At 59.4% G+C, this 21,113-nt stretch carries 17 protein-coding genes; 13 read left to right on the top strand and 4 right to left on the bottom strand.

All coding sequences use genetic code 11. The annotated features are described in order from the left end of the window. The first annotated feature begins 37 nt into the window (after nucleotides 1-37). The 7 genes from RBR41_RS14025 (at nucleotide 38) to RBR41_RS13995 (ending at nucleotide 8,080) form a co-directional block, all read left to right on the top strand. Nucleotides 38-958 (top strand): branched-chain amino acid transaminase, encoded by a 921-nt coding sequence (locus RBR41_RS14025; protein WP_320353292.1) that lies wholly within the window; start codon nucleotides 38-40, stop codon nucleotides 956-958. A gap of 45 nt (nucleotides 959-1,003) precedes the next feature. Continuing rightward, complete coding sequence (gene dnaX, locus RBR41_RS14020; RefSeq protein ID WP_320353291.1) at nucleotides 1,004-3,187, top strand: DNA polymerase III subunit gamma/tau; 2,184 nt, start codon at nucleotides 1,004-1,006, stop codon at nucleotides 3,185-3,187. Nucleotides 3,188-3,251: 64 nt separating this feature from the next. Beyond that, nucleotides 3,252-3,473 carry a DUF6485 family protein gene (locus RBR41_RS14015; protein ID WP_320353290.1) on the top strand — a complete coding sequence of 74 codons (222 nt, stop codon included), beginning with the start codon at nucleotides 3,252-3,254 and terminating at the stop codon, nucleotides 3,471-3,473. Between the two features lie 253 nt (nucleotides 3,474-3,726). After that, nucleotides 3,727-4,038 (top strand): YbaB/EbfC family nucleoid-associated protein, encoded by a 312-nt coding sequence (locus RBR41_RS14010; RefSeq protein ID WP_320353289.1) that lies wholly within the window; start codon nucleotides 3,727-3,729, stop codon nucleotides 4,036-4,038. 4 nt (nucleotides 4,039-4,042) lie between these two features. Next, nucleotides 4,043-4,654: a recombination mediator RecR gene (recR, locus tag RBR41_RS14005; protein ID WP_320353287.1), complete on the top strand. Its 612-nt coding sequence runs from the start codon at nucleotides 4,043-4,045 to the stop codon at nucleotides 4,652-4,654. A 518-nt stretch (nucleotides 4,655-5,172) separates the two neighbouring features. After that, complete coding sequence (locus RBR41_RS14000; RefSeq protein WP_320353286.1) at nucleotides 5,173-6,012, top strand: ZIP family metal transporter; 840 nt, start codon at nucleotides 5,173-5,175, stop codon at nucleotides 6,010-6,012. Between the two features lie 442 nt (nucleotides 6,013-6,454). Further along, nucleotides 6,455-8,080 carry a methyl-accepting chemotaxis protein gene (locus RBR41_RS13995; RefSeq protein WP_320353285.1) on the top strand — a complete coding sequence of 542 codons (1,626 nt, stop codon included), beginning with the start codon at nucleotides 6,455-6,457 and terminating at the stop codon, nucleotides 8,078-8,080. 606 nt (nucleotides 8,081-8,686) lie between these two features. Here the strand turns inward: RBR41_RS13995 and RBR41_RS13990 are convergent. Beyond that, complete coding sequence (locus RBR41_RS13990; protein ID WP_320353284.1) at nucleotides 8,687-9,526, bottom strand: split-Soret cytochrome c; 840 nt, start codon at nucleotides 9,524-9,526, stop codon at nucleotides 8,687-8,689. A 306-nt stretch (nucleotides 9,527-9,832) separates the two neighbouring features. Between RBR41_RS13990 and dnaK the strand changes: the two genes are divergently transcribed. The 4 genes from dnaK to gatA all read left to right on the top strand — a co-directional run bounded on the left by dnaK (nucleotide 9,833) and on the right by gatA (nucleotide 15,819). Further along, a complete protein-coding gene (dnaK, locus tag RBR41_RS13985; RefSeq protein ID WP_320353283.1) occupies nucleotides 9,833-11,746 on the top strand; it encodes a molecular chaperone DnaK in 1,914 nt (637 codons plus the stop codon). Nucleotides 11,747-12,000: 254 nt separating this feature from the next. Next, nucleotides 12,001-13,362, top strand: coding sequence for a hypothetical protein (locus tag RBR41_RS13980; RefSeq protein WP_320353282.1), 1,362 nt, complete (start codon nucleotides 12,001-12,003; stop codon nucleotides 13,360-13,362). A 74-nt stretch (nucleotides 13,363-13,436) separates the two neighbouring features. Then, on the top strand, nucleotides 13,437-13,733 hold the full coding sequence (gatC, locus tag RBR41_RS13975; protein WP_320353281.1) for an Asp-tRNA(Asn)/Glu-tRNA(Gln) amidotransferase subunit GatC: 297 nt from the start codon (nucleotides 13,437-13,439) through the stop codon (nucleotides 13,731-13,733). Nucleotides 13,734-14,358: 625 nt separating this feature from the next. Beyond that, entirely contained in the window at nucleotides 14,359-15,819 is a 1,461-nt protein-coding gene (gatA, locus tag RBR41_RS13970) for an Asp-tRNA(Asn)/Glu-tRNA(Gln) amidotransferase subunit GatA (RefSeq protein ID WP_320353280.1), read from the top strand. A gap of 507 nt (nucleotides 15,820-16,326) precedes the next feature. On the opposite strand, the gene RBR41_RS13965 is transcribed toward gatA, so the two are convergent. The 3 genes from RBR41_RS13965 to RBR41_RS13955 all read right to left on the bottom strand — a co-directional run bounded on the left by RBR41_RS13965 (nucleotide 16,327) and on the right by RBR41_RS13955 (nucleotide 18,952). After that, nucleotides 16,327-16,641, bottom strand: a complete 315-nt coding sequence (locus RBR41_RS13965) for a multidrug efflux SMR transporter (protein ID WP_320353279.1) — start codon at nucleotides 16,639-16,641, stop codon at nucleotides 16,327-16,329. 574 nt (nucleotides 16,642-17,215) lie between these two features. Then, complete coding sequence (locus tag RBR41_RS13960) at nucleotides 17,216-18,115, bottom strand: M23 family metallopeptidase (RefSeq protein WP_320353278.1); 900 nt, start codon at nucleotides 18,113-18,115, stop codon at nucleotides 17,216-17,218. A gap of 66 nt (nucleotides 18,116-18,181) precedes the next feature. After that, entirely contained in the window at nucleotides 18,182-18,952 is a 771-nt protein-coding gene (locus RBR41_RS13955; protein ID WP_320353277.1) for a tRNA 2-thiocytidine biosynthesis TtcA family protein, read from the bottom strand. Nucleotides 18,953-19,183: 231 nt separating this feature from the next. On the opposite strand from RBR41_RS13955, the gene rpoZ reads away from it, so the two are divergent. Next, nucleotides 19,184-19,423 carry a DNA-directed RNA polymerase subunit omega gene (rpoZ, locus tag RBR41_RS13950; protein ID WP_291303455.1) on the top strand — a complete coding sequence of 80 codons (240 nt, stop codon included), beginning with the start codon at nucleotides 19,184-19,186 and terminating at the stop codon, nucleotides 19,421-19,423. A 111-nt stretch (nucleotides 19,424-19,534) separates the two neighbouring features. Beyond that, on the top strand, nucleotides 19,535-20,641 hold the full coding sequence (gene dnaJ, locus RBR41_RS13945; protein WP_320353276.1) for a molecular chaperone DnaJ: 1,107 nt from the start codon (nucleotides 19,535-19,537) through the stop codon (nucleotides 20,639-20,641). Nucleotides 20,642-21,113: the final 472 nt, after the last annotated feature.

The following is a 21,113-nucleotide window of genomic DNA, read 5'->3' as shown; positions in this document are numbered from 1 at the left end:
ATGGGACCGCCCTACAAAGAGGCTTGCGGAGGACAGCATGCAAAAGATGAAGTACATCTGGGTTGATGGCAAAATGGTTCCCTGGGATCAGGCTCAGGTTCACGTGCTCACCCACGCCCTGCACTATGGCAGCGCCATTTTCGAGGGCATCCGGGCTTATGCCTGCGCCGACGGCACATCCGCCGTATTCCGCCTAGAAGACCATTGCAAGCGCATGCTCAACTCCGCCAAGATTCTACGCATGAACCTCCCCCTCACCGCCGAGGAACTGGTAGCCGCCTGTGTCGAAACCCTCAAGGCCAACGAACTGGCCGAGGGCTACGTGCGGCCTCTCTCCTTTGTGGGCTACGGCGAAATGGGCGTCTACCCCGGCAACAATCCGGTGCAGACCATTGTGGCCGTCTGGCCCTGGGGAGCCTACCTTGGCGCTGAAGCCCTTGAAAAAGGCATCCGCATCAAGACCAGCACCTTTGCCCGCAGCCATGTGAACACCACCATGTCCAAGGCCAAGGCGTCCGGCAACTATATCAACTCCATTCTCGCCAAGGTGGAAGCCAAGGACGAAGGCTATGACGAAGCCGTCATGCTGGATACCAACGGCTACGTTTCCGAGGCCACTGGCGAAAATATCTTTATCGTGCGCGACGGCGTCATCAAGACCACGCCCTGGACGTCCATTCTTGGCGGCATCACCCGTGATTCTGTCATGAAAGTGGCCAGGGATCTCGGCTATGTGGTGGAAGAACAGCAGTTCACCCGCGACGAACTGTATATCGCCGACGAGGCCTTCTTTACCGGCACCGCGGCTGAAATCACCCCCATACGCGAACTGGACCACCGCCAGATCGGCGTGGGCCACGCCGGGCCTGTGACCAAGCACCTGCAGACCGAGTACTTCAAGATCGTCAAGGGCGAGAATTCCAAGTACGCCAGCTGGCTGCACCACTATAAAGTTTAGGTATCTCGGCGCGCCCGGCCCTGCCGGGCGCGCCCCCAAAAAAACATGAAACATCTTTCCCTCGCATCGCGCTACCGCCCCCAGACCTTTGCCCAGGTGGCGGGACAGGACATGGTCAAGGCCGTCCTTTCCCGCGCCGCAGCCGAGGACAGGCCCGCCGCCGCCTATCTTTTGAGCGGCACTCGCGGCGTGGGCAAGACCACCATAGCCAGAATTTTCGCCAAGGCCCTCAACTGCGAGCACGCGCCCGGCCCGGAACCCTGCAATGAATGCGCCCAGTGCCGCAAGATCACGCAGGGCATCCATGTGGACGTCACCGAAATCGACGGCGCGTCCAACAACAGCGTCGAAGACGCCCGCTCCCTGCGCGAAACCATCGGCTACGCCCCCATGGAAGGCCGCTACAAGGTCTTCATCATTGACGAAGCCCATATGCTCACGCGCAACGCCTTCAACGCCCTGCTCAAGACGCTGGAAGAGCCGCCGGAGCGCGTGGTATTCATCTTCGCCACCACGGAAGCGCACAAATTTCCCATCACCATTGTGAGCCGCTGCCAGCATTTTGTTTTTCGCCATCTGGGCGAAGACGCGCTGGTGGAGCATCTTTCCGGCGTGCTGCGCAAGGAAGGCGTCAGCTTTGAAGAAAGCGCCGTGCGCCTGCTGGCCCGCCGGGCCGCTGGCAGCGTGCGTGACAGCATGTCCCTGCTGGATCAGACCCTGGCCCTCGGCGGGGCGGAACTGACCGCAGCCGCCACACGGCAGGTTCTCGGCCTGGCCGGACAGGAAATGTTCGGCAATCTTTTCACTGCTCTGCACGCGCAGGACTGCGCAGCCGTGGCCGACCTCTGCAGTCAGATATTGCAGCAGGGCGTGGACATAGGCTTTTTCATCCGCGAACTGGCGGGCAACCTGCGCAATCTTTTTCTTTTGCGCCAGGGCGGCGAGGCCATGCTGCCGAGCCTGCGCCTGCCCGCTGACGAAGCCGCCCTGTGGCAAAGCATCGCGCCGCGTTTTTCCACCGCGCACCTGCACGCCGCCTGGCAAATGACGCTCGATTCACAGCGCGGCATTGTGCAAAGCCCGGAACCGGCGGCGGCCCTTGAACTCTTGCTGCTCAATCTGGCCTTGCTGCCGCAATTGCTGCCCGTGGGCCAATTGACGCCCGCGCAGATGGCTGACCAGCCATCGGGTCAGACCGCAGGACAGGCATCAGGTCAGGCTCCAGTACAGCCATCGGGCCAGACATCAGTACAGGCATCGGGGCAGGCTCCAGGTCAGGCTTCAGTTCAGGCTCCAGTTCAGGCTTCAGGGCAAGCGCCAGGCCAGTCATATGGGCAAGCCACAAAGCAAGCCCCAGACCAGGCGCAAGCCACGGCCACGGCATCCCGCGCCGGCAGCCAGCAGTCTGCGGGCCAGCCCGTCGGGCACGCGGCGCCGCAAGCGCCCCATGCCGGGGGCGAAGCCTCCCGCAACGGCTACGCCGCGCAGAACGCGGGACGAAGCCCGGCGCGTCCGCGTGACGCGGCCACGGCTCCCGGCCCTGCCACTGACGGGGATGAGGCCGAAGGCTCAGATCCTGCCGCAGGCAGATCATCGCAGAGCAACAATTTTCGCACAGATGACAGCCGCGCCTCACGAGCGCCAGAGGGCGCGGCCCCTCCGCCGAAAAAGCCCGCCGCCCCCGTGGAAGACGACGCCCCGTGGGGTGACGATGCTGACGGCGCATGGGGCGCTCCGTCCTATGCGGATGCAGATATGGACGACGATGTCGGGGCTGACGCCTCCGGCGGGATTCCCTGGGACACTGCCGGGCCAGGCAACGAAATTGCAGCGCCAGCGAGGCCTGCGGGCGCTTCGCCCGGTCCTGCGGGCGGCTCCGGCCGCAACTGGCAGGATTTTTATGACTTCTGCATTGCGGAGCAGGCCGCCGCACGCCCCGCCCCTGCGCCGTATATCCTTCGTGGCATTGGCGTGCAGTGGCAGGACGACACGTTGCGTCTGCAACCGAGAACGGAAACCCAGCTGAACCAGCTTGAAAAACAGGGCAAAGCGCTGTATGCGGCATTGGCTGCATTTGGCGCGGCGGATACGCGGGTAGAAATCATCCCGCCAAAGCCGCAGCGCCCCGAGGCCGAACTTATTGCGGAGTTCAGCCGTAAAGAGGCCCTGCAACCCTGCCTTGAGGTGCTCAACGCTTCATTGAAGGGCTGCCGCCCCCTGGAATCGTGATCCTGGCAGGCAGGGAACAGGCGACCATCCTGCCTGTGGGTACACAAACAGCTCAGGAGACAGCATGAACAACATAAGTCCATTCTGTTCGTGCAAAAAAATGGACTGCCCCCTGCATCCGACGAAACACGACAAAGGGTGTGCGCCATGTATCAGCAAAAACCTCAAATCAAGAGAGATCCCCAACTGTTTTTTCGACCTGTTGCCGGGTTCTGAGTCCAGAAGCGGAGATTTTTTTGAGGATTTTGCAAGGCAGGTTTTTTCCAGCAGTTCAGATAAAGGGTGAAATGCCGTGCGTTTAGAACCGGCATTCGGCCAAATGCGGGTTTTGGTGGAACCCGTGAACTATTGCGACGGACGGCACGCCTGCCCGTTGCGGGCATACTGACGCAAAAACCGTCAAAATGCCTTGAGGTATCACCATGTTCAGCAGCTCGACCGGCAAAACCCGGCAGCCGCCCCAGCAAGGCGGAACTGCGCGCCGGACTGCAGCGCCACCATATCAGGCCTTAACCACGTGAATATTTAAGGAGAATCCCATGCGCAACATGAATGACATCCTGCGCCAGGCGCAGGTCATGCAGAATAAGATCGCCAAAGTCCAGCAGGAACTGGGCGAGCACAGCTATGAGGCCACCAGCGGCGGCGGCATGGTCAAGGCCGAGGTTTCCGGCAAGCAGGAACTGCGCAAGATCACCATTGATCCCAAGGCGCTGGAAGGCGGCGATGTGGAAATGCTGCAGGACCTCATCCTTGCTGCCGTCAACGAAGCCGGACGCATTGCCCGTGAAACCATGGATCGCGAAATGAGCAACATTTCCGGCGGCATCAAGCTGCCCGGTCTTTTCTAGGTTCATGAACAAACGCATTCCAGAACCGCTCAAGGCCCTGGTAGAGCAGCTTGCGCGCCTGCCGGGCCTTGGCCCCAAATCCGCCATGCGCGCGGCCATGGTGCTGCTCAAGTGGCCGGAGGCCGAAACGCGCCGCCTTGGCCGGGGCATTCACGACCTGCGTGACAACCTGCACCTGTGTTCGCGCTGCGGGGGGCTTTCGTCCACAGACCCCTGCCCTGTCTGCGCCGATGCCGAGCGCGCCCGCGACACGCTCTGCCTTGTCACCGAGTGGGACAGCATGCTGACCATCGACGAGGGCGGATTCTACCGGGGCCAATACATGATTCTTGGGGGTCTGCTGGCCCCGCTTGACCGTGTGGACTCTGAAAGCCTTGATACCGACAGGCTGGTGCGCCGCCTTGAAGAAGGCGAGATTACGGAGCTTATCCTGGCCCTCGGCGCGACCCTTGAGGCCGAGAACACGGCCACCTTCATACGGCAGATGGTGTCCTCGCGCTTTCCGCAGGTGCGGATCTCGCGCCTCGCCCAGGGCATCCCGCTGGGCGCCGAGGTAAAGTATATGGATAAGGAAACCCTGCGGCAGTCTTTGCAGTACCGCCAGGATCTCACCTAGAGCATTTAACACTTGAAATGCTCGCGTACGGCAGGCAAAAGCCCGCCTGCTCGCATTTCGTGGCAAGGATTTTTCAGAAAAATCCTTGCAGAGCATTTAACTCATTTCATTCGTAAACTGCTCTAAAGGCCGCCGCGTGGAGCGCCCCGCGCAAAGGACGTAACGCCGAGGCCTTGCATGGACTGCCCCAAGCTGCCATACAGCAGCCCTCACGCGGAATCCCGCGCCAAGGCCGCCGCGCAGCCTGAGCAGGCCCATTTGTTGGCCAGATGCAGGCCGTGGAAGCGGCCCAGGCTGCGCTTGCACCTTTGCGGCGGGTGTCTGCTCACGCAGTCGCCAGAATAATTTCAAGCGGCGGCCGTCCGGCAACGAAGAAGCCTTGCGGCTGGCGACAGCATCACTGGTGAACTTGCTCCATTGCCCCGATAACAGGGCGCAGCCATCCCAACATTTCGCGCTACGGCGTTCGCCCGCAGCGTCCCTTCGCAAAATATATTTTCGACAACCGGGAGGTCCAGATGGAACTGGCCAGCTCTTCCGTTCAATCCCTTATCCTGCACCCCCTGATGCAGGCCCTTGTGGCGGGCATACTCTCCTGGCTTTCAGTAACCCTGGGGGCCGCCTTCATTTTCACCCGCCGCGAATTTTCGCGTAAGGCCATGGACTGTCTTCTTGGCGCGGCTGGCGGCATGATGCTTGGCGCGGCTTTTTTTGGCCTTTTGCAACCCGCTATGGAAATGGCCGGACACATGGGCCGCCTTGGTTTTGTACCCGTGGTTTTCGGCCTTTTGCTGGGCGCGGCCTTTCTTCTGCTGCTTGACCGCGCCCTGCCCCACCTGCACCTGGTCCAGGGCACCACCGAAGGCATCTCCACCAGCTGGAGACGCAGCGTACTTCTGGTGACGGCCATGGCCCTGCACCACATCCCCGAGGGGCTTGCCATCGGCGTGGGCTACGGCGCGGCCGCGGCTGAAAACGCCATGCTCGGCAACATCGAAAGCCTCGGCATAAGTACGGCCATGGTGCTTACCGTATCCATCATGCTGCAAAACCTGCCCGAGGGCATGGTTGTTTCCACCGCCTTGCGAGCTGAAGGCTACTCGGCCAAAAAATCATTTTTCTATGGCATGCTTTCCGGCGTTACCGCGCCCATGGGGGCAGTGCCGGGTGCTCTGGCTGCGGGCGTAACTGCGGGCATACTGCCCGTGGCCCTGGCTTTTGCCGCCGGCGCCATGATTTATGTGGTTTTTGAAGAAGTCATTCCTGAGGCCAATGCCTCCGGCAACGGCAACGCGGCTTCGGTTTCCTGTATTTGCGGGGTCTGTCTTGTCATGGCGCTGACAACCCTTCTTGAGTAAACCCCCCTGTTTTTTTAATACAAAAATGTATGGATCAACAGACAGGCTATAAATCTTTGGGGGGCATGTCCGATAGAATCAATATACACGGAGCAAGCACTTTTGCGTATCACTCTGAAAATGTACTTTTGATACTTGCAGGCTCTGCTTTTTTACCCTATTTTTGCATAACCGATATTTACATTTTGTAGCCGAATGCTCACGCGACACAGGTCTCTGGGTTTGTGTCCTCTCGCACGGAGAAGAGGAGACATACATACCTAACAGCATATAATAATGGGCATTTTAGAGCACAATTATTTTTGGCAACCGGGCAGCATTACACGTTTGGGCTGCATAGGCAGGCAGCCACGACGACACAACACCGCTTCACAGGCACAGCTACACAGAACTTTTCCTCAGCAACCTGTGACTCCGGCAACGGGTACTCAAGGATAGACGTATGAATATTACCCTCAGCCTTCGCATGATCATTTTTTTCATTGTAAGCCTTGTGCTGGCATGTACCGCCATGCTTGTGAGCTTCAACCTGATTATGGCCGACGGTTTTTCTTCGCCGCAGATGTGGAAAACACTGCTCGGCGGCCTGGCCGTGGTTGTGCCCATTGGCGCCATAGGGGCCGTGCTTATCAACAGTTGGCTTTCGCCCATCCGAAAATGCGTGATCTTTGCCGAGGCCATCTCCGCCGGGCACGAAGACGCCAAGCTTGAAGTGTACCGCACAGACTGTCTTGGGCATCTGGCCGAATCCCTGCGCACCATGGTGTCAAAGCTCGAGGCCCAGGCCCACTGGTACGAGAGCATACTCAATACCCTGCCCCTGTCCATTTCCGTCACAGACAACGACATGGTCTGGACGTTCTGTAATACCAATGCCCTCGGAAGCATGCAAAAAACCTGTCAGTCGGACGTGGTGGGCAAACACTGCTCCGAAAAGCAGGGCAACATCTGTAATACGCCCGAATGCGGCATTGAGCAGCTCCGCCTTGGCAACAAACAGGTCATCAACCACATGCCCAACGGCAAGACCATGCAGATTATGCTGGATTACCTGAAGGACTCACAGGGCAAAACCGTGGGACATGTGGAAATAGGCGAAGATATTACCGAAAAAGTACTTCTTGAAAAAAAGGCCGCTGCCGCCGCGCATCAGGCCAGAATGTCCACCGTGACGCAGCTTGAGGCCGTGGTTTCGCACCTGCAAAGGGCGGCCGACTCCCTCAACGCCTCTCTGGGCGATGTGCGCGACAAGGCGGGCATAGCCGCCGACCGCATGGCCGAAACAGCCACTGCCATGAACGAGATGAACGCCACTGTTCTTGAAGTGGCCCACAACGCCGAAGGCGCGGCGGAGGCCGCCACCTCGGTGCAGGGGCATGCGCAGGACGGCGCAGGCATAGTGCTGCGCACCATACAGAGCATGCAGAGCGTGCAGCAGCAGTCCAGCGGGCTCAAGGGCGACATGGCCGATCTGGACAAGCAGGCCAAGGACATCGGCACGGTACTCACGCTTATCCGCGACATTGCCGACCAGACCAACCTGCTGGCGCTCAACGCCGCCATTGAGGCTGCCCGCGCGGGCGAGGCCGGACGCGGCTTTGCCGTGGTGGCCGATGAAGTGCGCAAGCTGGCAGAAAAAACCATGAGCGCCACCCGCGAGGTGGAAACCGCCATTGCCACCATTCAGGAAGGCACCGGCAAAAGCTCCACCACTGTCGACGGCACCGTGACCTCCATTGAGGAAGTGGGCCGTATGGCCGAAGAATCCGGCCAGTCGCTGGAGCGCATCTCAAACCTCGCCGGCGACTCCAGTTCGCGCGTTTCGGCCATTGCCGCCGCAGCCACGGAACAGTCCGCCGCTTCTGAAGAAATCAACCGCAATATCGCTGAAGTGAATACCCTGAGCGCCCACATCGCCGAAGCCATGGATATGGCCGCGCGTCAGGTCAGCGACATGGCCGGGCAGGTCAGCGTTGTCACCGGCATCCTGGACGTCATCCGCCAGGAAGACAAACAACAGGCCCTCGCCGCAGAAGCGGAATCAAAAACGCACGCTGTCCGGGCATAACAGGCCGTTTCGTAGTAACAGTCCTGACGTCAGGCCGCGCCCCGCGCGCATATTCGGGCATACGCCCACGAGCGACATCCGCTGGAAATTTCCGGCGGATGTCGCTTGTTTTTAGGCCCAAACCTTTTTTCGCCCCGCTTTGCAACGCCGTGACGTCCAAAGAGCAATACGACAATGTGAATCATGTCACATGATGACATTGCGCCATGTGCAGCAAGCCTTTTCTCTTGCGCTGACTCGGTTGAAAACCACTGCTTTCAGCACAATGGCATCGCGAAAAAGCAGAATAACAACACTGAAATATGAAATATTTCACCCCGTCTTTCTGCTCCAGCCACCGGACGGTTTCAAATGCGCACCACTCCCGTGCATGCCGCAAAACGCAAGGGTAGGCCTTTCCTCAGGAAAGGCCTACCCTTGTTCATCTGCCAGGGCCGTTTGCCGACGCCCCCGACACTCAATCCAGTAACTCGTCACGGCGACTAAAGTTTTTTGCCTTTGAAAAAGTGTCCATGCGCTGACGCTGCACAAACATGCAGCGCGCTACAACATGGCGCGGATCCAGCCGAAAATCACATCTTTCGGCTGAATGACAGCAACACTGGTTTAAGGATGATTCACAAACTTGTTCTGCGTGGCGGCCGTGCCGCTGTGGCAGGGGGTGCAGTCCATGACGCCCTTGGCCCAGTTGGCGTCATTGCCCTTTGTCATATGGCACTCGCCGCAAGAACTCACGGACTTCTGCAAGGGGAAGGTGCTCTTGAAATCCTTGCCCTGCTCAATCTTGGCATTGATGATTTCCGCAGCCTTGAAGGCCGTGTCGGCAGTGAGGCGGCCGCAGCGTTCGCTACGCTGCTTGCTGTCGGCCTCAATCTTGTTTTCATAACACCATTTGGACACGGAAATGTGGCAGAGCACGGAATCCGAGGCGCTCATGGGCTGCTCGCCCTTGAAGCCCTGGGCCGCGTCGCCGGGATTATACACGGGCAGTCTGGTCACTTCATACCAGCGGAACAGTTCGTTCACCATGGGGTGCACTTCTTTGCGACCCCAGAACAGCGAAAAGCTGGCCGCGGCTCCATAAAGAGCGCCGCAAATGGTGCCCCAGTCAGAGATGCCGCCCTTGTTGGCCTCAAGCATGGCAAAAGGAAACTGATTGTACGGCGCGCCGTATTTTTCGCCCATCAGGCCGACTATAGCGTAAAACGAACCGAAGCCACAGCCAAAACCCTTGTGCCAGTAGCCCTCATAGGCCACCTTTGCGCATTCCTTGGGGTCGAGTTTGTGGGGCGTCCAACCAAAGGCTCCTCCAACCTGGTCAAAGCGGCCCACTGCCTGCTGCGTCTGCTCCGCAGCATTGGCCTCGGCGCCGCCCAATCCGAGCATAGCTCCGCCAACTGCAAGCCCGCCAAGGCCGCAGATAAGATCTCGTCTGCCGATATTCACTGTATTCCTCCAGATTATGTGTCTGCCGTGACACGCAAGTTAAATAATTCACTACCAAGATTGGGAAAGAAAGGTCAAATATAAAAAATGGGGAAAAAACCGCCTTCCGCCCCTCCGAGCACACACTTTTTATTGTTTTTTTTCGGCAATGCTCTGGACGACCCGTCAGAAGGACTTACATATACCTCGCAGTTGGGCAGCCATCTGCCAGAATTTGTCGCGCGCGCCGTTCTGCGCGGCCCAATGGGCGACACGGTCGCTGCGCGAAACTATACGAAAAAAGCTTTCCCCGAGGAGGATCACCATATGTCCAAGATTATCGGTATTGACCTGGGTACTACCAACTCCTGCGTTTACGTCATGGAGGGCAAGGATCCCAAATGCATCACCAACCCTGAAGGCGGCCGCACCACCCCTTCCGTGGTGGCTTTTACGGACAAGGAACGCCTTGTGGGCGATATTGCCAAACGCCAGGCCGTTACCAACCCCACGCGCACCATTTTCGCCATCAAGCGTCTTATGGGCCGCAAGTTTGACAGCCCCGAGGTTGACCGCTGGAAGGAGCACAGCCCCTATGCCATCGTCAAAGCCCCCAATGCCGACGCTGGCGTTGAGGTGGATGGCCGTACCTACAGCGCGCCTGAAATTTCGGCCATGATTCTGGCCAAGCTGAAGGCCGACGCTGAAGCCTACCTGGGCGAAACCGTTACCGAAGCCGTCATCACGGTTCCGGCCTACTTCAACGACGCCCAACGCCAGGCCACCAAGGACGCGGGCCGTATCGCCGGTCTTGAAGTAAAGCGCATCATCAACGAGCCCACGGCCGCCTCCCTGGCCTATGGCGCGGACAAGAAGGCCAACGAAAAAATCGCGGTCTTCGACCTTGGCGGCGGTACGTTTGATATTTCCATCCTCGAAGTTGGCGACAACGTCGTTGAAGTGCGCGCCACCAATGGCGACACCTTCCTGGGCGGCGAAGACTTCGACCAGCGCATCATCAACTTCCTGGTGGAAGAGTTTAAAAAAGAGAACGGCATTGACCTGTCCAAGGACAGCATGGCCCTGCAGCGCCTGAAGGAAGCCGCCGAAAAGGCCAAGAAAGACCTTTCCACCTCTATGGAAACCGAGGTCAATCTGCCCTTTATCACGGCTGACCAGAACGGCCCCAAGCACATGCTCATGAAGATCAGCCGCGCCAAGCTGGAATCCCTTGTGGGCGACCTCGTGGAAAGCACCATCGAGCCCTGCAAAAAGGCCCTGGCCGACGCCGGCATGTCTGCCAGCCAGATTGACGAGGTCATCCTCGTGGGCGGCATGACCCGTATGCCCCTGGTACAGCAGGTTGTGGGCAAGTTCTTTGGCAAGGAGCCCAACCGCTCCGTCAACCCTGACGAAGTGGTGGCCATGGGCGCTGCCATCCAGGGCGGCATTCTCAGCGGCGACGTGAAGGACGTGCTGCTGCTCGACGTGACCCCGCTTTCCCTCGGCATTGAGACCATGGGCAGCGTGTTCACCAAACTTATCGAGCGCAACACCACCATCCCCACGCGCAAAAGCCAGGTCTTTACGACGGCTTCGGACAATCAGCCCTCGGTGTCCATCCACGTGCTCCAGGGTGAACGCCCCATGGCTGGCGACAACATGACCCTGGCCCGCTTTGACCTTACGGGCATTCCCCCGGCCCCCCGTGGCGTGCCGCAGATTGAGGTGTCTTTTGACATCGACGCCAACGGCATCGTCAACGTGTCCGCCAAGGACATGGGCACCGGCAAGGAACAGTCCATCAAGATTACGGCTTCTTCCGGCCTGTCCGAAGACGACATCCAGAAGCTGGTGCGTGAGGCTGAAACCCACGCCGATGAAGACAAGAAAAAGCAGGAGCTTATTGAAGCCCGCAACCATGCCGACAGCCTCATCTATGGCACTGAAAAGTCCCTGGCTGACCTGGGCGACAAGGCTGACGCCACGGTGAAGAGCGATATTGAAACCAAGATGGCCGACCTGCGCAAGCTGATGGAAGGCGAAGACGCCGCTGCCATCAAGACCGCCACGGATGATCTCGCCAAGGCATCCCACAAGCTGGCCGAGCAGCTCTACCAGCAGCAGGCCCAGCAGACGGGCGGCCAGCCTGGCCCGCAGGCGGGTGCGGCCGAAGGCCAGTCTCACGGCAATGCCGGTGACGATGTGGTGGACGCCGACTACACCGAAGTGAAGAAATAAGCACGCCAGGAATATCTGGCCGCAGAGTTTCCCCAGGTTTACTGACCGGTTCCGGCTGCAGCGCAAGCGCTTGCAGCCACCGGCGGCCAGGCGGCTTGCCAGCCTGACGGCAGGGTGGTCACCGCCCGTACCTGGGCGAACTTGCTTCAAAGCCTCCACTGTACTAAAAAGGTCTGGCTCCCCGTGAGTCAGACCTTTTGTTTTTTGCGAGCATAACAAGCACCCGTATAATACCTACCCTGCCGGAGGATACAGTGCATACATCCACGACGTGCAGCCGCGCCCTCACGCGCCTGACGCTTGGCCTTCTGGCGCTCCTGCTGCTTGGCAGCCTCAGCGCCTGCAAGATGCCTTTCAGCGGGCAGGGCGCCCCCGTGGCCCCGGCCAAGCCGGTTGTCGGCCCCGAAACCTGCGTGGCTTTGGCCTTGCCCTCTTCAGGGCCGTATGCGCCCATTGGGAGCAAGATCCGCCAGGGCGCGCAGATGGCCCGGAAGGAAATGGCTGCCAACGGCGTGAATATGCACCTTGAAATAATCAACACCTCCGCCGCTGACTGGCTGCAAAAGCTCAAGGCCCTGCCGCCGTCCTGCACCGTGGTGGGCGGCCCCCTGCAAATGCCCAACTATGCCCAGGCCCGCAACGCGGGCGTCACGGCCGAACGCGCGCTCTTCACCTTTCTGCCCTCCCTCGAGCAGGGCGACGAAGGCACGCGCGCATGGCGCTTTTTCCCCAGCCCCCAGGATCAGATCGACGCCCTCATCGGTTTTGCGTCCGACAGCCTGAACATACGCAGCTACGGGGCCTTCTATCCCAGCGATGCCTACGGAGCACGCATGACGGGCCTTCTGGAGCAGAGCCTCTACAAGCGTAATATGGCCCTGCAAAAAGCCTCGTACAATCCGGCAGACTCCACCTCCTGGAGTACGGCTGTAGCGCCGCTCATCAATGCCAAAACGCCCGAGGGCAGCAGCACGCCCGTGCCGCAGACAGCCTTTGAAGCCCTTTTTCTTCCCGATTCGTGGAAGAATATGGAAATGCTGACCACAAGCCTGCTCTATAATGGCGAAGACCGCCTGGTGCTGCTCGGCACCACGCTGTGGGAACAGGGGCTCTCCGGCAAGGTGGTGAACGCGCCCGAAAAGTACGCTCTCGCCGTCTTTCCCGCCGCCTGGAACCAGACCCGCGCGCCGCGCGCCCTGCAAGCGCCCGGCTCGGACTTCTGGACGGCCCTTGGCTATGATTTCGCGCGGTTTGCCGTGAGCCTCGGCCTCAATACGCGCCTCAGCTCGCCGGAAATTACCGCCCGCGTGCAGCGCGCTTCGCAGATGGTCTGGGGCATGGCTCCCATCACCTGGGACAATGCCGGTGTGGCCCACCAGAAGCTCTTCATCTTCGGCGTGTCGTCCACAGGCATGGTGCCCGTTGTTCTGGAAGACTTCCGCCAGACCCACAGCAACGTTTTGCAGCAATCAGCGCTGCGCATGCAGGGCCTGCCCCCTGTGGACGCCACGGGCAATCCCGTTACGCCGAGCGAAACGCAACAACAGCCCACGCTCCAGCCCATCGGCACCACGCCGCGTCCCTCGTACAAGCTCAGTCTGCCCGCACACCGCTAGAACAAACTTCGTTAGAACACCATCTGTGGCCCGGCGAGCAGCAAACGCCGCCGGGCCGGACAAAGGACTTCATAATGGCAGAGAATAAAGGCATCGGTTCAAAAGAAGTGGCCCACATGGCCCAACTTTCACGGCTCAGTCTGAGCGGGCAGGAGCAGGAGCTTTTCGCCCGGCAACTGGGAGACATCCTCGGGTATATGGATGTGCTCGCCAAGGTGGACACCAGCGCCGTTGAACCCCTGTACAGCCCGGCGCAGCATACGTCCGCCGCGCGTGAAGACGTGGCCGCCCATGTGCGCACCCGTCAGGAAGTGCTGGCCAATGCCCCCGAGGCTGACGGCGAGTACTTCATGGTGCCGCGCATCGTTTAGAGCAGATTAACTTTGAGAATGTACATTCTCAAAGTTTAAGATACGCTCGCTTCGGTGCTTAACCGCGCAGATAAACTGCGCTTACACCTCTGCGGCGGGCGCCTGCTCACGCAGTCGCCGGAGCAATTTCAAAGTGAAATTGCTCTAGGGAAACGCTGATTTATTCCGTTTGGCGGCGTTGCTTCACTTTTTTTGAAACAGTCGAGGACGGAAGAGTCCACTCCTGCTTCAAAAAAAGATCGCGCCTTGCCAAACGAAATAACTGCGCGTTTCCAAGAGGCTCTTTAATCAGAGCGTTCCTCGGGCATTTAGCATGTTAAATGCTCGTGCACGGCGGGCAAAACCTGCCTGCTCGCATTTTGTGGCAAGGATTTTCAGAAAAATCCTTGCAGAGCAGTTAACTCGTTTCACGCGTAAATTGCTCTGGGCGAATTGTCGTTGAGAACGGCCATTCGCAACAGTTACGGCACGGCAGTTACGGCAAGCGGCTACGCCGTTACAGCGGGCGGCTGCCCTGGCAGCCCGTACGGCAATTGCCCAAAAGCCCTGCTCCCGGAGCATGCGTACTCCCGGAGACCTGTTAGTATTCGCGCAAATACCGTAAGCGGAACACTTGAGAATACCCATGACCGACATATGCTCCCTCTCCCTCACGGCTGTGGCCCAGGCGCTGCAAAAAAAAGAACTGAGCGCCCAACAAGTGGCCGCCGCCTGCCTTGACCGCGTGGCCGCCACCGAGCCCGCGCTGGCCGCCCTTCTGCATGTGGACGCCGAAAACGCCCTGGCAACGGCCGCCGCTCTGGACAAGGCTGGCCCCGACGCCTCGCGTCCCCTGTGGGGCGTGCCTGTCACGGTAAAGGACGCCCTTTCCACCAAGGGCATGCCCACCACATCCGGCTCGCGCATACTTGAAGGATATACCCCTTTTTACGACGCCTTTGTGGTGCAAAAACTGCGTGAAGCCGGAGCCGTCATTCTGGGCAAGGCCAACATGGACGAGTTCGCCATGGGTTCCAGCACGGAAAACTCGGCCTACCAGACCACCCGCAACCCCTGGAACGTCAACAAGGTTCCCGGCGGCTCCAGCGGCGGCTCCGCAGCCTCGGTGACTGCCGGTCAGTGCTTTGCCTCGCTGGGAACGGACACGGGCGGCTCCATACGCCAGCCCGCCGCATTCTGCGGCTGCGTGGGCCTCAAGCCCACCTATGGCCGCGTTTCACGCTACGGCGTCATCGCCTACGGCTCGTCCCTGGATCAGGTTGGCCCGCTGACCCGCAGCGTTACCGACTGCGCGCGCATGCTTACCGCCATTGCCGGGCCCGACGCCCGCGACAACACCTGCGATCCGCGCCCGGCTGAAGACTACACGGCCACGCTCGCCAGCCGCCCCCTCAAGGGCGCGCGCCTGGGCGTCCCCCGCGAGTTCTACGGCAAAGGACTGTCTGCCGAAGTCCGCACGGCCTGCGAAGCCGCCATGCAGACTGCCAGGGACAACGGCGCTGAGCTTGTGGAAGTGGGCCTGCCCCATACGGATGCGGCCATTGCCACCTACTATATCATCGCCATGGCCGAAGCCAGCTCCAACCTGGCCCGCTTTGACGGCGTGCGCTTCGGCCACCGCGCCGCCGACATCAAAAACCTTGAAGAACTCTACGTGCGCAGCCGCACCGAAGGCTTCGGACAGGAAGTCAAACGCCGCATCATGCTGGGAGCCTACGTGCTTTCCTCCGGCTATTACGACGCCTACTACCGCAAGGCCGCCCAGGTGCGCCGCCTCATCCGCGACGAGCTGCTGGCAGCCCTTGACCAGTGCGACGCGCTGCTGGCCCCCGTGTCGCCCGTCACCGCCAGCGACCTTGGCAGCAATACGGCGGATCCGCTGGAGATCTACCTCATGGACGCCTACACCCTGTCCCTGAACCTGGCGGGCCTGCCCGGCCTTTCGCTGCCCGTGGGTCTTGGCGCTGAAAGCCAGATGCCCGTGGGCATGCAACTCATCGGCAAACCCTTCGCCGAAGCGCAGCTGCTGGCCCTTGGCCACAGCATGGAACAGGCCCTGCCGACCATCGGCAGCCCCAAGCTGTAGTCGCGACTGTCTGCGGCAAAGAAATGCTTTGTGGGGGAGGACCCTCCTTAGACCAGATTACCTTTGAAATGTTTCACATTTCAAAGGTGTCATTCTGCCAAAAATGCGATTTTCGGCAGAATCCACGCCACGTTGTGGCGCGCTGCACTCTTGTGCAGCGTTAGAGCATTTAACTTTTTTCAAAGATTAAATGCTCTATAAAAGGGTCTCCTCCCCCACACCCCCACCCCCTAAAACTCTTATGGTGCTCCAGTATGGCCCAAAGAGTTTTCTGATCTGGAGCGGGGATCAAGAGGCGGAGTCATAAAGGCTTCGCACCATCTCAAAAGGTATCTGCATGAACAGCGCGGATACCTTCGCAGATCCCTTATGACAAACGCCTGCACCGCAGTACCCCCAGAACTATTTTACGTGAACGTGCGTATCCAACAAAAAAGCCGCTTTTTACAGCGGCTTTTTCGGTTGGGAGATGTGCGATGAGGTGGATGTCACGAGAGGAAAAGACGGTCACGAAGAAATTTTCATCATCACAAGCCCGGTCACTATAAGCGCGGCCGCGCCCACGCGCATGGCATTGGCAGGCTCGCCCAGCACCAGTATGCCAAGCAAAAAAGCCCCTACCGCGCCGATGCCCGTCCAGATGGTATAGGCCGTGCCCAGGGGCAGGCTCTTCATGGCTACGGATAACAGCGCAAAGCTGGCGGCCATGGCCACAAAGGTGAGTACCGTGGGCAGAGGCTTGGTGAAACCAAGCGACAGCTTCATTGTATATGCCCAGACAACCTCAAGCAGTCCGGCGAAAAAAAGAAAAATCCAGGCCATCACGGCTCTCCTTGATCAGAGCCGGGTCGTCCCGGATTACATACCCTTTATGGGGGAGGTCGTCCTCACTGCTCTCAGTATATAAGAGTGAATGCCCTGCTGTCCAGTTTGGCATATGGCGCGCGGCTGGATAAACGTGAGAAAAGGGGGGGCATCCGGGCAGGCGAAGCCCGCCAGTTCTGAAACGGATTATCCCTGAAGCCCTGCCGCCAATGAGCTATGGAGGCGCGCGGGTGGAAGACGCCGCTCCAGCGAGCGCCCGCATGAGTAATTCACATCTACACTTCTAGGCGAGCGTGCGCTTTCAGTGCAAAAAAACTCTCGGTACTATCACGGACGACAACAAGAGTTTTAGGGGGTGGGGGCGTGGGGGAGGGACCCTTTTTAGAGCATTTAGTTTTTGAAAAAAATTAAATGCTCTAACGCTGCACTCTTGTGCAGCGCGCCACAACGTGGCGTGGATTCAGGCAAAAATCGCATTTTTGGCAGAATGACACCTTTGAAATGTGCAACATTTCAAAGGTAATCTGGTCTAAGGAGGGTCCCTCCCCCACAAAAAAATTTCACAAAAAAATTAATCAAGAATGTAGCGCATGGGGTTCACCGGCACGCCATTGAGGCGCACTTCATAGTGCAAATGCGGGCCGGTGGTTCTTCCGCTCATGCCCACAGTGCCGATGACCTGTCCCCGCTTGACCCAAACGCCCACGGGCACGGAGCAACGCTGCATATGTCCGTACTTGGTGATAACGCCGCCGCCGTGGTTGATTTCCAGGCTCAGGCCGTACGCGCCGTCATGCCCGGACTGCGTAACCAGCCCCTGTGCCGGAGCCACCACGGGGGTGCCGATGCGGTTGGTGATGTCCAGCCCCTTGTGGAACTGCCCACGACCGCCGAAGGGTGAGGAGCGCCAGCCGAAGCTGGAAGACACAAAGCCCACCACAGGCCAGATTGTGGGCATGGCAGAAAGCGCGTCCCTGTTTTCGCGCAGGGCCAGCAACAGATCCTGCTGGCGCACTTCTTCAAGGCGGGAGGATTCCGAAAGCCGTTCAAGAAAATCCTGCATCTTGCGGGCGGCCAGCTCCTGTCGGTGCAGGGGCAGATAAGACCGCGAAAAATCGCCCGCGATATCAAGGCCGCCGCCAGCATCGGCGGGGTCTTTATCCATATTCATCATGATGCGCAGTTTGGAGTCGAAACTCTGAATCCTTTGCAGGTCGCGTCCCACCTGCGAAATGCGCTCGGCCAGATTGACAAGCTGGCGGCGCTGCTCGCTGATGACGCGCTGGGAGTTTTCAAGGTCGTCGTTGAGATGGCGCGCCTCAAGCCAGGCGCGCACCAGCCAGACATTGCAAGCCGCCAGAGCCACCACAAGAACGCAAGCAAAAAAGCCGAACCAGCCGCGCATCCGCAGATTGCGGCTGCCGCTGCGACCTTCCTTGAATATGACAATGTGATATTTGCCAAAAAGCATGTGCGCAAACTTTAGGGGGCCAGGGCGGCCCTGTCAATGCAAGAAAATTGACGGCGCAGCCCGCGCCTACGCCTCGTCCGGGGCGTCTTGTTGCGCCGCACTGCTGCTTTTTTCCAGCTGCCAGCGCGTCAGGCCGTTGAGCACGCAGCGGCGGCCATCCTTGGTGACGGCGTAGAGGTGCTCCAGCGTCTGGGCCATATCGCTTCTGGCGGTTCTGCCCGCCGAAGGGCAGGCATTGGCCCATATGGGCAGGCCCCACTGGCGCGCCGCCTGCCGGATATATTTTTTCTCCACAAGCATGAGCGGGCGGATGAGCCGCAACTGGCCGTTGAAAAAAGGCTCGTTCATGCTCATGCCGTCCACACGCCCGTTTCGGCAGATATTCATAAAAAACGTCTCCACCAGGTCTTCGGCATTGTGGCCCAGCGCCAGGTGGGTCAGCTTGTACTGCGCACAAAGCTCAAAAAGCCTCTTGCGGCGCAGCCATGCGCAGCGAAAACAGGCCGAGCGGCGCAGATTCTTCTCTGAGTGGGCGTCAGGCCCGTGGGTTGTCACTTCCACATGGGAGGGAATGCCATGCTCGGCCAGCCAGGGCAAAAGAGCCGCGTGACTCTGGCTGTCAAAACCGGGGTTAAGGTGCAGGGCCATGATTTCAAAGTGAAAAGGTACGATTCCCTGACGAATTTTAAGGGTCTTCATCAACACAAAACTGTCCACTCCGCCGGAGGCAGCCACGCCTACCCGGCAGCCAGGCCAGAGCATATTTGTCATCTGCATGGCCTTGCCCGCGCTTTTTACGCACACTTCCTGCGCGAAAGACCTTTTTTCTCTGCTCATGGCTGGCAATCTCCTTCAAAATCGTCTAAGCTGCCTGGCGCTCCGGGCATGCTTGACAGTGTCAATGGCGGCCTATATCATATCTTATTTCAGCAGGCAAAGCCTGCTCCAGGCGTATTCCACGCCCGGCCCTTTACAAATGGTCGGGCGGTATTATTTATCAAAACGAACTGCGGCGGAAAGCCTTTCGCCCCAGTCAGCGGCCCCGGCCGCGCACACTACGGAGGCAGCATGGCCCGTATTACAGTTGAAGATTGCCAGGAGCGCGTAGACAACCGCTTTCTGCTTGTGCAAATGGCCATCAAGCGCGTGCATCAGTACCGTGAGGGATATGAACCCCTGGTGGAATCACGCAACAAGGAAGTGGTCACCGCCCTTCGCGAAATCGCCGCGGGCAAAGTGCTGCCCGACGATGACAGCCTTTACAATCCCCTTGCCGAAGAACAGGCCGCGCCTGCCTCCGGTGAGTAAGGACTCATAGTTTACATTGTCTGCGCGGCGGCTGTCCTTGGGCAGCCGCCGCGCCTGTGAATACAACCTTTAGCCCAGGCGCACAAGCACGCAGCCACCGGAATCCGGACCATGATGGAGCTTGATTACTACGAGGTGCTGGGCGTTAGCCGCAGCGCTGGCGACGACGAGATCAAAAAGGCATACCGCAAGCTTGCCCTCAAGTATCACCCGGACCACAATCCCGATGATCCCGAGGCCGAACAAAATTTCAAGCGCGCGGCCGAAGCCTATGACATTCTGCGCGACCCCGACAAGCGCGCCCGCTATGACCGCTTTGGACATGCTGGCGTAAACGGGGGCGGAGGTTTTGGCAGCAACGAAGATATTTTCGCCCATTTCAGCGATATTTTCGGTGATCTCTTCGGGTTTTCTGCTGCCAGCCGGGGGCCGCGCCCCATGGCCGGTTCAGATTTGCGCTACAACCTGACCATTTCTTTTTCCCAGGCCGCCACTGGTGATGAAATCACCCTTTCCCTGCCAAAGCACGTTACCTGCAGCGAGTGCAAGGGCAGCGGCGCGGCTCCGGGCAGCAAGGTCGAGACCTGCCGTCAGTGTAACGGCACGGGCCAGGTGCGCCGGTCACAGGGATTTTTCCAGATCGCCATGCCCTGCAACACCTGTCAGGGCACGGGTCGCGTCATTACCAAACCCTGTGCCAAGTGCAAGGGTGAAGGCATTGTGACCGATACCCGGGAGCTTGTGGTGCGCGTGCCCGCCGGCGTGGACACGGGAACCCGGCTGCGCGTGCGCGGCGAGGGCGAGCCCGGCGTACACGGCGGCCCTCCCGGCGACCTTTACGTGGTGCTGACTGTCGAGCAGGACAAGCGCTGGCGGCGTCAGGGCCAGGATCTTGTCTTTACTCAGGAAGTAAGTTTTGTGCAGGCGGCCCTCGGGCACAGGGTGGAAATTCCCGGCCTGGAAAAACCCATTCCCCTGGATGTTCCCAAGGGCGTGCAGAGCGGCGCTGTGCTTCGCGTGCCCGGCGAGGGCATGCCCTACCCTGGCCGCAGACAGCGCGGCGACATGCTGGTGGAAGTCAGGGTGCTTACCCCCACGCGCCTCTCGGACCGGCAGGTGGAACTGCTGCGCGAATTTGAGGCAGCCGGGGAGCAGACGCCGCTGCAAAAAGTTAAAAAAGCCGCCAAAAAAATCAGCAAGGCCATGGGCCTCGATTAGAGCAATTTCACTTTGAAATTGCTCTGGCGGATGCGGAAGCAGACGCCCGCCGCAGAGGTGTAAGCGCAGTTTATCTGCGCGGTTAAGCACCGAAGCGAGCGTATCTTAAACTTTGAGAATGTACATTCTCAAAGTTAATCTGCTCTAGGACGAACACTGTTCACACAAGGGCAGCGCTTCCACAGGGGGCGCTGCTTTTTTTAGTCCTGCCGATGCTGCCGACTCTGTCGCTCCCTCTGCCTGACGCCGCCCGCACCGCCTGTCTTCCCGCACAAGTCTCCCCTATCACTTCCATGTGGCCTTTCGCACTGCCTCACGCCTACGGAAAACACTCAGAAGCAGATACCCCTGAAATGGGAGTGAAGCCTGAAAAACGCTGTCGCCGCCTTTTATCAGGCTTAGAGCCTTGCTCCATTGTGCAACACAATAAAGATTTTTGGGGGGAGGGGGTGTGGGGGAGGGACCCTTTTGC

The organism is Desulfovibrio sp., assembly GCF_034006445.1.
Lineage (GTDB): Bacteria > Desulfobacterota > Desulfovibrionia > Desulfovibrionales > Desulfovibrionaceae > Desulfovibrio.
Note: the sequence above shows the minus strand (reverse complement) of the source record. Positions and strands in the feature narration are given on the sequence as shown.

What these genes read in the sequence shown, in the direction of transcription:
- RBR41_RS13995 (WP_320353285.1), top strand. Translation starts at nt 6,455, where the DNA reads ATGAATATTACCCTCAGCCTTCGCATGATCATTTTTTTCATTGTAAGC.
- RBR41_RS14025 (WP_320353292.1), top strand. Translation starts at nt 38, where the DNA reads ATGCAAAAGATGAAGTACATCTGGGTTGATGGCAAAATGGTTCCCTGG.
- RBR41_RS14000 (WP_320353286.1), top strand. Translation starts at nt 5,173, where the DNA reads ATGGAACTGGCCAGCTCTTCCGTTCAATCCCTTATCCTGCACCCCCTG.
- RBR41_RS13965 (WP_320353279.1), bottom strand. Translation starts at nt 16,641, where the DNA reads ATGGCCTGGATTTTTCTTTTTTTCGCCGGACTGCTTGAGGTTGTCTGG.
- RBR41_RS13955 (WP_320353277.1), bottom strand. Translation starts at nt 18,952, where the DNA reads ATGAGCAGAGAAAAAAGGTCTTTCGCGCAGGAAGTGTGCGTAAAAAGC.
- gatC (WP_320353281.1), top strand. Translation starts at nt 13,437, where the DNA reads ATGGCAGAGAATAAAGGCATCGGTTCAAAAGAAGTGGCCCACATGGCC.
- RBR41_RS13960 (WP_320353278.1), bottom strand. Translation starts at nt 18,115, where the DNA reads ATGCTTTTTGGCAAATATCACATTGTCATATTCAAGGAAGGTCGCAGC.
- dnaK (WP_320353283.1), top strand. Translation starts at nt 9,833, where the DNA reads ATGTCCAAGATTATCGGTATTGACCTGGGTACTACCAACTCCTGCGTT.
- RBR41_RS14010 (WP_320353289.1), top strand. Translation starts at nt 3,727, where the DNA reads ATGCGCAACATGAATGACATCCTGCGCCAGGCGCAGGTCATGCAGAAT.
- gatA (WP_320353280.1), top strand. Translation starts at nt 14,359, where the DNA reads ATGACCGACATATGCTCCCTCTCCCTCACGGCTGTGGCCCAGGCGCTG.
- RBR41_RS14015 (WP_320353290.1), top strand. Translation starts at nt 3,252, where the DNA reads ATGAACAACATAAGTCCATTCTGTTCGTGCAAAAAAATGGACTGCCCC.
- dnaJ (WP_320353276.1), top strand. Translation starts at nt 19,535, where the DNA reads ATGATGGAGCTTGATTACTACGAGGTGCTGGGCGTTAGCCGCAGCGCT.
- recR (WP_320353287.1), top strand. Translation starts at nt 4,043, where the DNA reads ATGAACAAACGCATTCCAGAACCGCTCAAGGCCCTGGTAGAGCAGCTT.
- dnaX (WP_320353291.1), top strand. Translation starts at nt 1,004, where the DNA reads ATGAAACATCTTTCCCTCGCATCGCGCTACCGCCCCCAGACCTTTGCC.
- rpoZ (WP_291303455.1), top strand. Translation starts at nt 19,184, where the DNA reads ATGGCCCGTATTACAGTTGAAGATTGCCAGGAGCGCGTAGACAACCGC.